This window comes from Agriterribacter sp., from assembly GCF_035444585.1.
Taxonomy (GTDB): domain Bacteria; phylum Bacteroidota; class Bacteroidia; order Chitinophagales; family Chitinophagaceae; genus Agriterribacter.
Genome location: NZ_DAOMOZ010000228.1, coordinates 1 through 7,257 on the forward strand (window position 1 = coordinate 1; position 7,257 = coordinate 7,257).

The following is a 7,257-nucleotide window of genomic DNA, read 5'->3' on the forward strand; positions in this document are numbered from 1 at the left end:
ATGGTGCCGGATGCTTTTCCTTTTGCCAGCCGCAGGGTAATGCTGCGGGATGTGCCTGAACGGTTGCGCAACGGTTTAAATGACGAGGATCCTGAAAAACCAGGAAACATAGAGGCCTATAACAAATGGGCGGCAGAGCATGAGCATATCATGGCCAAATCCTTATTCAGTGCCGGCACTACCTGGCCGGGTGTATTTTTTGCGGAAGACCAAAAAGCATTGGATGTATTGTGTGCAAGAAATGATGTGGATGCCGGCCGCATCGGCTGTGGCGGGTTATCGGGTGGCGGTATGCGTACCGTGTTCATGGGGGGGCTGGATGAAAGGATCAAATGCGCGGTTTGTGTGGGGTTTATGACTACCTGGAAAGATTTTTTGCTGCATAAATCATTTACCCATACCTGGATGACTTATGTGCCCCTGCTGCCCAATGAGCTGGATTTCCCGGAAATACTGGGGTTGAGGGCGCCGCTTCCCACCATGGTTTTAAACGACAATGAAGATGAGCTGTATACCCTGCCTGAAATGAAAAGAGCGGATGAAATATTGCAACAGGTGTATAAAAAAGCAGGTGCGCAAGAGCGTTATAAATGTGCTTACTATCCCGGCCCGCACAAATTTGACAAACAGATGCAGGGAGATGCTTTTGACTGGTTCGACCGCTGGCTGAAAGGGTGAGCGGTATTTTATAGGTAATGCTAACGGAGCGGCGATTTTCTTATAAGGTTAGCCAGAAAAAAATTGTACCTTTGACCAATACATGCCAACGCTTAATACGATATTAAAAGAGATCAAAAATGTACCGGTTGACCGGTTGGGGGACTTGTATTCTATTGTCCATTCCTTAAGGGCAAACACCAAAAGATCAAACAACACGGCAAAAAAAATTCTCTCATTTGCAGGCGCTTTCGAGGGCATGTCTGAAAAGGATTACAAAGACTTTCAAAAGCAGACCAAACAGACCAGAAACAACCTTTTCGATAGAGAGACCAATCTATGAAGCCCGGACTATTAGACACAGATATTCTTTCTGAATTTTTACGGGGCACTCCTAAAGTTGTAGAAAATGTAGAGGTTTATCTCCGATCGTACGATGCTATCAATTTCAGTATCATTGGCTATTACGAAATCCTGAATGGACTGTTATATAAAGATGCCAGGAGGCAATTGAAGCGCTTCACGGAATTTGCAGAACTGAGTAAAATACTGCTACTAACGATTAGTGCGACACGGCGGGCTGCCGAAATTTATGCAGACCTAAAAAGGAAGGGGCAACCCATCGGTCACACAGATTGCTTAATTGCCGGCGTTGCTTTAACCAATGACGTACAATTAGTGACAAATAACACCGATCATTTCAAAAGGGTAAAAGGACTTGAAATAGTAAATTGGCTGCGCTGAGGCGGCTTTTTCTTGTAAAAGAACCATCAGGCGGTTTTATATTTTTGCCTCACAATATCCCAGGCCTGCAATGAGCCGGGGTTCTGTTGGACCTGCAGCAACGTTTTGCGAACTGCGTTCTTTTGCCATTCGGGAATTTCGGTTACGGATTCTTCAACGATCTCAACAGCTTCTTCTTTCCGTAAATGTTCAATCAAAGAAGCTGCATATGCTTTTTTTATAATTACATGCAATACTTCAGACATAGGAAATAGTTTTTAGTCAAATACTTTTTATCGGAAGCAATCCCTTTATTTTATGGGGGTGCTTAAACAAATCTACAATTTTCCGGTGTCTTTCTAAAAAGCCTTTCCCCGTTTTGTTTAATGCCGGGTTTTCATTTATATTTAGCGGGTTGCATTCAATAAATTACTGTTTAAATGAAAATAAAAACGTTTAATTCTCCCCGGCAATTGGGTGAAGCCGCCGGTAAAGATGCTGCGGCCCTTATTAAAGATGCGATTGAAAAAAAAGGCAACGCCAATATCATTCTGGCCACAGGCGCCAGCCAGTTTGAAACCCTTAACCAATTGATAGCGGAGCAGGGCATTGAATGGAGCAGGGTAGTTATGTTCCATCTCGACGAATATATCGGGCTACCAGTAACGCATAATGCCAGTTTCAGGAAATATTTGCAGGAAAGATTCCTGGCCAGGGTACCGCCGCTTAAAGCCGTGTATCTCGTGAATGGTGAAACAGACCCGGTTGCTGAATGCGCACGTCTTGGCCAACTGATCAAAAAGAACCCTGTTGATGTGGCCCTTGTGGGGATCGGGGAGAACGGGCATCTTGCGTTCAATGATCCACCGGCTGATTTTGAAACAGAAGAACCCTATATAATTGTTGAGCTGGATGAGCAATGCCGCAGGCAGCAAATGGGAGAGGGTTGGTTCCCGTCTGTTGAAGATGTACCCCGCAAAGCCATCAGCATGTCGGTAAAGCAGATACTGAAATCAAAGCATATTATTTGTTCGGTGCCCGATGGCCGTAAAGCCACTGCGGTAAAAAATACCCTGGAACAAAAGGTAAGCAATATACACCCCGCAAGCATATTGCAAACGCATGCTGCCTGTACCTTATATTTAGACAGGATGTCGGCAGCTTTTCTTTCCAACAGCAATTAACCCTTAGAATCGTTACCATTTATATTATGAGCACTGCCATAACCAAAACCATAGATGTTGGCCATTTAACCAAACGCGATACTGTTATTTCCATACTTATCATCGGGCTGCTGTTCTTTATTTTCGGATTTGTTTCGTGGATCAACGCTATCCTTATTCCTTATTTTAAAATAGCCTGTGAACTCACAAACTTTGAGTCTTACCTGGTTGCGTTTGCGTTTTATATTTCTTACCTGGTTATGTCGGTCCCTTCATCCTTCCTGCTAAAAAGAATAGGATTTAAAAAGGGCATCATGGCAGGGTTTTGGGTAATGGCTGCGGGAGCGTTTATTTTTTTACCGGCGGCCTTTAGCCGTACCTATGAAATATTTCTTATAGGGTTGTTCACCATAGGTACAGGGCTTTCCATTCTTCAAACGGCGGCCAATCCTTATATTACCGTTTTAGGTCCCAAAGAAAGTGCGGCGCAGCGCATCAGCATCATGGGCATTTGCAACAAGGGCGCCGGCATCCTGGCGCCGTTACTGTTTGCGGCAGTAGTATTGAAAGCAACGGATACGGAGTTGTTCAATGCCATAGCCACGATGAGCGAAGCGGAAAAGAATGCCGCTTTGGATGAGCTGATCAGGCGGGTGGTGGTTCCTTATGCCTGTGTGGGCACGGTATTACTGGCGCTGGGACTGATGGTGCGCTATTCGCCATTGCCGGAGATCAATACAGAGCAGGAAAGTACGGCAGTGGCTGCGGCCAATGCCGGTAAAAAAAGCATATTTCAGTTTCCATACCTCATACTCGGCGCAATGGCCATTTTTTTGCACGTGGGCACACAGGTCATTGCCATCGATACCATCATCGGCTATGCCAATTCCATGAAGATTGATTTGCTGGAAGCCAAAGTTTTTCCTTCCTATACTTTATTTGCTACCATTTGCGGCTATATACTGGGCATCATTTGCATTCCCAAATACATCAGCCAGGTAACTGTACTGAGATTGTGCACCCTCCTGGGACTGACCTTAACATTGCTTATTGTTTTTGTAAACGGACAAATCACCATGTTGGGGCATACGGCCGATGTTTCTATATGGTTTGTGGTGCTGCTTGGCCTGGCCAATTCACTGGTATGGGCGGGTATATGGCCGCTGGCATTGGATGGCTTGGGGCGGTTTACAAAGCTGGGCGCCTCGGTACTCATCATGGGCTTGTGCGGGAATGCTATCCTGCCGCTTTTTTACGGGTGGATGGCCGACGTTTATGATGTGCGCACGGCCTACTGGGTATTGTTCCCCTGCTATTTGTACCTTGTGTTTTATGCTTTCTACGGGTATCGTATAAAAAAATGGTCTTTATAAAGGATCTGTTATTTTTTAAATTTCAAAAACCGGGTCATGCAAGGGTTAAAGATATACAACGGTAAAATAATAACCCCGGCGGGTATAATTAATAATGGTTCGGTGCTGATTACAGGAGATACGATCGCTGCTGTTGGTGAAAATAATATAGAAGCAGGAAATGTGGTTGCCATAGATGCGAAAGAATTGTATGTTTCACCCGGGTTTATTGATATACATGTACATGGCGGTGGCGGTCACGATTTTATGGACAACAGTGTAGAAGCTTTTTTAACCATTGCAGAAACACATGCCCGCTATGGAACTACCGCCATGTGGCCTACCAGTCTTACCAGCAATAAGGAAGGTATTCTTCAAACACTCGAAACTTACGAAGCTGCAAAAGATAAAAATACCAATGGCGCCCAGTTCATGGGAATGCACCTTGAAGGTCCTTATTTTGCCATGAACCAGCGGGGAGCGCAGGACCCGAGATATATACGCAATCCCGACCCGGAGGAATATAAAGATATCCTTGCTCATTCATCTTCCATTAAACGGTGGAGCGCAGCGCCGGAATTGAAAGGCGCCATTGAATTTGGAAAATATATCCGCACCAAAGGCATACTGCCTGCCATGGCACATACCGATGCCATATATGAAGAAGCATACGAAGCCTTTAAAGCGGGTTATTCGCTGGCAACCCATTTGTACTCTGCCATGTCGGGCGTTACCCGCCGCAATGCTTATCGTTATGCCGGCGTAATTGAAGCGGCTTTTCTTACCGATGATATGGATGTGGAGATCATTGCCGATGGCGCTCACCTGCCTGCGCCTTTGCTGAAGCTGGTATACAAAATTAAAGGTGCCGGCCGAACCGCTTTGATCACAGATGCCATGCGTGCAGCGGGTATGCCTGAGGGTGAGAGCGTGCTGGGCAACATTAACGATGGCATGAAAGTGATTGTGGAAGACGGGGTGGCAAAGCTGCCCGACCGTACTTCATTTGCAGGCAGTGTGGCAACAGCCGACCGGCTGGTGCGTACCATGATAAATATGGCCGAACTGCCCCTGGAAAAAGCCATACAGATGATCACAGCCACTCCCGCGCGGATCATGGGACTGCACGATAAAAAAGGTACACTGGAGGCAGGTAAAGATGCCGATATTGTTTTGTTTGATAAAGATATCCGCATTGAAATGACGATTATAAAAGGAAAGATGGTGTACCGGCGCAATGAAAAAAAATAACAGTATAAAAATTTACATGGAGGTACAGGATGCAGGTTAATCAGTTTTTATGTATTTTGTAGGGATATACTTGTTCTGTGCCCCGGTTTATATAAACTTCACCCCTTCCCGAATGAATAAAGCAAATTTTGTTTTTATTTTTTTATTGATTGCCACGGCTTTCAATTGTAAAAATACAGACAACAACATTCCTGAAAAACCTGTACTACAACCGCCCGTTATCCAAAATCCTTCGCCGGTAGCACTTTCTCCGGAAGAGAGCATGAAAGCCATGCATCTTCCGGAGGGCTACCGCATTGAGCTGGTAGCCTGCGAACCCATGGTTGAAGAACCTGTGGCTATTGTTTGGGATGCCAACGGGCGGATGTATGTGGCCGAAATGCTTACTTACATGCAGGATATTGAAGCTACCAATGAAAATGCGCCCATTAGCCGGATCGTCAGGCTGGAGGATACGAACGGCGATGGCAAAATGGATAAAAGAACAGTATTCATCGACAGCCTGGTATTGCCCCGCATGATGCTTCCACTGGATGACCGGCTGGTTGTACAGGAAACCTATTCAAACAATTTACATACTTACAGGGATACAACGAATGACGGCATAGCCGATGAAAAAGTGCGGGTATACCACAACGATATCCCCGATACCCGTAACCTTGAGCACCAGAAAAGCGGGTTGGTATGGAACCTCGACAACTGGATCTATACCAGCCGGCAGGTAAGGTACAAATGGACCGGCGACCGGTTAAAAATTGACAGTCTTGGCGACGTGCCCGGCGGACAATGGGGGCTGGGTAACGATGATTATGGAAGATTATTCCTTTCTTCTGTCGGCGGTGAAGTGGCTGCGCTGGGCTTTCAGCAAATGCCGGCTTATGGCGAGCTTGATTTTGAGAACGATCAGTACGAAGGCGATTTTCATTCGCCCTGGCCCATTATAGCCACTCCCGATGTGGAAGGCGGTACAAAACGTTTGCGTGCCGACAGTACACTAAATCATTTTACGGCTGCATGCGGACAAACCATTTTCAGGGGCGACAGGCTCCCGGAAAGCATGAAAGGCGACCTCTTCATTTGTGAACCTGTAGGCAGACTGATACGCCGTGCAAAAGTGCTGAACAAAAATGGAATGCGGGTGGTGAAAAACGCATATGATAAAGCCGAATTTATTGCCTCCACCGACATGAATTTCAGGCCGGTAAACACCACAACCGGCCCCGATGGCTGCCTGTATATCGTAGACATGTACAGGGGCATTATACAGGAAGGGAACTGGACAGGCCCCAAATCCTATCTTCGTCCGCAGATACAACGTTTGGGACTGGATAAGAATATTGGCAGGGGACGGATATACCGGGTTGTGCATGAAGCCATTCCGCCCGACAGGCGAAAACCGAACATGCTGAAAGCACCGGCAATGCAACTGGTAAAATATCTTTCACATCCCAATGGCTGGTGGCGCGATAATGCACAGAAATTACTGATCGTTCGCAATGAACAATCTGTTGTTCCGGCATTAAAGCAGATAGTACTGGATGAGCCTTCTTTTTGGGATGATCTGATGTTCTGGAAGGATAAGCCGTCACTGCTCGGGCGCATACACGCTTTATGGACGCTGGAAGGACTGCAGGCGGTAGACCCGCCTCTTTTATGGGAGATAATGAAGGATAGATCGCCGGAACTGAGGCGCATGGCCGTATGGATCAGCGAAGCGTATATTAAAGCAAAAGGACAGGAAGTTTTTTTGCACCTGACCAAACTGATCAACGACCCCGACACAGACGTGCGCACGCAACTGGCACAATCATTACGTTACAGCACACCCGAAAAAGCCAAACCAATGCTTGAGGTAATGGTCAAGGCAGACAGTAACCGCAAAGGTATGGTATACCAGGCTGCACAAATGACCATAGGGCATCTTACTACAACCCTTCCTGTTGAGGTACAAACCGCACATCTTAAGGAAACAGACAGGGCGCTGGTGCTGAAGGGCGCGGAAAATTTCAAATCGCTTTGTGCTTCCTGTCATGGTACCGATGGCAAAGGACTGCAGTTTGGCGGTTCGGGAATGGTGGCGCCGCCTTTAGCCGGCTCAAAGCGGGTGACCG

General features: G+C 46.5%; 7 protein-coding genes. 6 read left to right on the forward strand and 1 reads right to left on the reverse strand.

Going from position 1 to position 7,257, the window contains the following annotated elements; translation table 11 throughout:
- On the forward strand, positions 1-678 hold a 678-nt coding region (locus PLH26_RS18385; protein WP_502876410.1), incomplete at its 5' end, for a prolyl oligopeptidase family serine peptidase.
- 318 nt (positions 679-996) lie between these two features.
- Positions 997-1,401, forward strand: a complete 405-nt coding sequence (locus PLH26_RS18390; RefSeq protein ID WP_324587494.1) for a type II toxin-antitoxin system VapC family toxin — start codon at positions 997-999, stop codon at positions 1,399-1,401.
- A 26-nt stretch (positions 1,402-1,427) separates the two neighbouring features.
- Here the strand turns inward: PLH26_RS18390 and PLH26_RS18395 are convergent, their stop codons facing one another.
- Positions 1,428-1,646: a hypothetical protein gene (locus PLH26_RS18395; RefSeq protein ID WP_324587495.1), complete on the reverse strand. Its 219-nt coding sequence runs from the start codon at positions 1,644-1,646 to the stop codon at positions 1,428-1,430.
- 174 nt (positions 1,647-1,820) lie between these two features.
- Between PLH26_RS18395 and PLH26_RS18400 the strand changes: the two genes are divergently transcribed.
- The 4 genes from PLH26_RS18400 to PLH26_RS18415 form a co-directional block, all read left to right on the forward strand.
- Entirely contained in the window at positions 1,821-2,564 is a 744-nt protein-coding gene (locus PLH26_RS18400) for a glucosamine-6-phosphate deaminase (protein ID WP_324587496.1), read from the forward strand.
- A 26-nt stretch (positions 2,565-2,590) separates the two neighbouring features.
- Complete coding sequence (locus PLH26_RS18405) at positions 2,591-3,916, forward strand: sugar MFS transporter (protein ID WP_324587497.1); 1,326 nt, start codon at positions 2,591-2,593, stop codon at positions 3,914-3,916.
- Between the two features lie 36 nt (positions 3,917-3,952).
- Positions 3,953-5,146: an N-acetylglucosamine-6-phosphate deacetylase gene (gene nagA, locus PLH26_RS18410; protein ID WP_324587498.1), complete on the forward strand. Its 1,194-nt coding sequence runs from the start codon at positions 3,953-3,955 to the stop codon at positions 5,144-5,146.
- Between the two features lie 112 nt (positions 5,147-5,258).
- The coding region (locus PLH26_RS18415; protein WP_324587499.1) for a DUF7133 domain-containing protein at positions 5,259-7,257 on the forward strand (1,999 nt) is incomplete at its 3' end.

Coding starts and splice junctions, on each gene's coding strand:
- PLH26_RS18390 (WP_324587494.1), top strand. CDS start 997: ATGAAGCCCGGACTATTAGACACAGATATTCTTTCTGAATTTTTACGG.
- PLH26_RS18395 (WP_324587495.1), bottom strand. CDS start 1,646: ATGTCTGAAGTATTGCATGTAATTATAAAAAAAGCATATGCAGCTTCT.
- PLH26_RS18400 (WP_324587496.1), top strand. CDS start 1,821: ATGAAAATAAAAACGTTTAATTCTCCCCGGCAATTGGGTGAAGCCGCC.
- PLH26_RS18405 (WP_324587497.1), top strand. CDS start 2,591: ATGAGCACTGCCATAACCAAAACCATAGATGTTGGCCATTTAACCAAA.
- nagA (WP_324587498.1), top strand. CDS start 3,953: ATGCAAGGGTTAAAGATATACAACGGTAAAATAATAACCCCGGCGGGT.